Genomic DNA, 2810 nt, shown 5'->3' on the forward strand with positions numbered 1-2810 from the left:
GAAGCCAATGGTCTGGGTTACGTTGGTGGCGACGACTTCGGTCTGGTATGCCTGCAGAAGCGTGGCTCGGTGAACGAAGAGCAGCGTGCTGCTGTTGAAGCCTGGTTGAAAGGCCGTAGCGAACTGACTGGTATGACTGTCAGCCCGCTGCTGGACGTCTGGTATCCGGAAAAGCCGATCAACCCGGCTAAGTGATACTGAAAAAAACGGCGACCTTCGGGTCGCCGTTTTTTTTCGTCTGGTGTTTGGGGGTTCGGCTTTGGTTTGGTGGTGAATCTACCCCTCACCCCAGCCCTCTCCCCCTGGAGAGGGAGCCGATTTATGGGCTTGTCAAAATTTGAGTTCGACTCGGTATCTCACGTCGGCGTATGTCTTCCAAACACCTCGGTCAGTCCCCTCTCCCTCGGGGAGAGGGCTAGGCGGGCGGCGTTCCGATGAGGGGCTTTTGATCTTAAGCTTTACGCCAATTCAAAATCACCAACGTCAACACCCCCGCGACAATTCCCCAGAACGCCGAACCAATGGAAAACAGTGTCAGCCCCGACGCCGTGACCATAAAGGTAATCAACCCCGCTTCACGCTCCTTCACCGCGGTCATGGCAATGCTCAAACCGTTGATGATCGAGCCAAACAGCGCCAGCGCGGCGATCGACAGCACCAGTTCTTTCGGCAGCGCGGCAAACAGCGCCGCCAATGTGGCGCCAAACACCCCGGCAATCCCGTAGAAAATCCCGCACCACACCGCCGCGGTGTAGCGCTTGTTGCGATCCTCATGGGCGTGCGGCCCGGTGCAGATCGCGGCGCTGATCGCCGCGAGGTTGATCCCGTGGGAGCCGAATGGCGCCAGCAGCAGCGAGGCGATGCCGGTGCTGGTGATCAGTGGCGAGGCCGGCACGTTGTAGCCGTCGGCGCGCAGCACGGCGATGCCGGGCATGTTCTGCGAGGTCATCGCCACCACGAACAGCGGAATGCCAATGCTGATGGTCGCCGCCAGCGAGAAGTGCGGCGTGGTCCACACCGGTGTCGCCACCTCCAGATGAAAAGCGCTGAAGTCCAGCAGCCCCATGAACCCGGACAGCGCTGTACCGATCAGCAGGGCGGCGAGCACGGCGTAACGCGGCGACAGACGTTTGACCAGCAGGTAAGTGAAGAACATCCCCAGCACCAGACCGGTGCGGTGTTGCGCGGCGACGAAGATTTCGCTGCCGATCTTGAACAGAATCCCTGCCAGCAACGCCGCCGCCAGCGAAGCCGGAATCTTTTTCACCAGGCGTTCGAAGCTGCCGGTCAGCCCGCAAATCGTCACCAGCACCGCGCAGGTGATGTAGGCGCCGATGGCCTCGCCATACGTGACGCCGCCCAGGCTGGTGATCAGCAGGGCCGCGCCCGGGGTCGACCAGGCGATGGTGATCGGCGTGCGATAACGCAGCGACAGGCCGATGGAGCACACCGCCATGCCGATCGAGATCGCCCAGATCCACGACGAGATTTGCCCGCTGCTCAGGCCGGCCGCTTGCCCGGCCTGAAACATCAGCACCAGTGAACTGGTGTAACCGGTCATCATCGCGATAAAACCGGCGACGATGGCCGAGGGCGAAGTGTCGGCCAGAGGGCGCAGCCGGGTGTAGGTGGCGTCGTTCATGACGGCGGTGTTCCTTATACAGATGAAGATGTCCCCTTTGACGCAATCCCTACAGGGAATTGTGTGCTGAAGGCGGATTCTGCGATCAAGCCTAAACTCAATCGTAACGGATCGTTGCAATACAGCCGAGGTCACAAACGGCCATACAGTCGTGTTGCCACCATCCATTGTGTACAATCGCGCTGTTTTTTACGCGATACTTGCCAGCGACCTACTGTGCCGTATTACAGTCACGGTCTATTCGCCGCAGTTCTCCCGACTCGAGTGCCCATGAACGAACAGTTGCAACCCCTCAAGAAACAACCGCGAGCAGGCAAAGCCGGCCGCAGCGGAACCCAGGACGATATTGTCTACGCGCATATCTTCGAGGCCATCCTCGAACAGCGTCTGGCGCCCGGCACCAAGTTGAGTGAAGAAGCGCTGGGGGAAATCTTCGGGGTCAGCCGCACGATCATTCGCCGTGCACTGTCGCGTCTGGCCCATGAAGGAGTGGTGCTGTTGCGGCCGAACCGTGGCGCTGTGGTCGCCAGCCCGAGCGTTGAAGAAGCGCGTCAGGTGTTCATGGCCCGCCGTCTGGTGGAGCGTGCGATCACTGAACTGGCGGTGCAGCACGCCACCGCCGAGCAGATCGCCGAACTGCGCCAGATGGTCAACGACGAGCGCGACAGCTTCTCCCGTGGTGATCGCGGCGCCGGTATCCGGCTGTCGGGCGAGTTCCACCTGAAACTGGCCGAAGCGGCGAAGAACGCACCGCTGGTCAGCTTCCAGCGCAGCCTGGTGTCGCAGACTTCGCTGATCATTGCCCAGTATGAAAGCGGCAACCGTTCGCACTGCTCCTATGACGAGCACACCCAGTTGATCGACGCCATCGAGGCGCGCAACGGTGAGCTGGCGGTGGACCTGATGATGCATCACATGGATCACATCGACAGCAAGCTCAACCTCGATGAGGAAGGCGCGTCGGATGATCTGCATGCGGTGTTCTCGCATTTGTTGCAGACCAAGAAACCGGGGCGTCCGGCGGCCAAGCTCTAAACTGGACCGAGTCGCTCCCTTCGCGAGCAAGCTCGCTCCCACATTTGAAATGCATTCCTATGTGGGAGCGAGCTTGCTCGCGAAGGCGATCTGACAAGCAATAAAAATCCCCCGGGGTGAACACCTCCGGGGG

General features: G+C 60.5%; 3 protein-coding genes. 2 read left to right on the plus strand and 1 reads right to left on the minus strand.

Features of this window, described 5'->3' with window-relative positions; all coding sequences use genetic code 11:
• Window positions 1–195 (plus strand): 50S ribosome-binding protein YggL (locus DBR24_RS06700; RefSeq protein ID WP_128614285.1); only part of this gene is annotated, 195 nt, incomplete at its 5' end.
• Window positions 196–451: 256 nt separating this feature from the next.
• Here DBR24_RS06700 and DBR24_RS06705 read toward each other — a convergent pair.
• A complete protein-coding gene (locus tag DBR24_RS06705) occupies window positions 452–1642 on the minus strand; it encodes a benzoate/H(+) symporter BenE family transporter (protein WP_128614286.1) in 1191 nt (396 codons plus the stop codon).
• Between the two features lie 270 nt (window positions 1643–1912).
• On the opposite strand from DBR24_RS06705, the gene DBR24_RS06710 reads away from it, so the two are divergent.
• The gene (locus DBR24_RS06710) at window positions 1913–2677 is read left to right on the plus strand and encodes a GntR family transcriptional regulator (RefSeq protein ID WP_123463602.1); all 765 of its coding nucleotides are present in this window, start codon (window positions 1913–1915) and stop codon (window positions 2675–2677) included.
• Window positions 2678–2810 lie beyond the last annotated feature (133 nt).

The sequence above is a fragment of the Pseudomonas sp. HMWF006 genome, from assembly GCF_003061205.1.
Taxonomy (GTDB): Bacteria; Pseudomonadota; Gammaproteobacteria; order Pseudomonadales; family Pseudomonadaceae; genus Aquipseudomonas; species Aquipseudomonas monsensis.

Coding starts and splice junctions, on each gene's coding strand:
- DBR24_RS06705 (WP_128614286.1), bottom strand. CDS start 1,642: ATGAACGACGCCACCTACACCCGGCTGCGCCCTCTGGCCGACACTTCG.
- DBR24_RS06710 (WP_123463602.1), top strand. CDS start 1,913: ATGAACGAACAGTTGCAACCCCTCAAGAAACAACCGCGAGCAGGCAAA.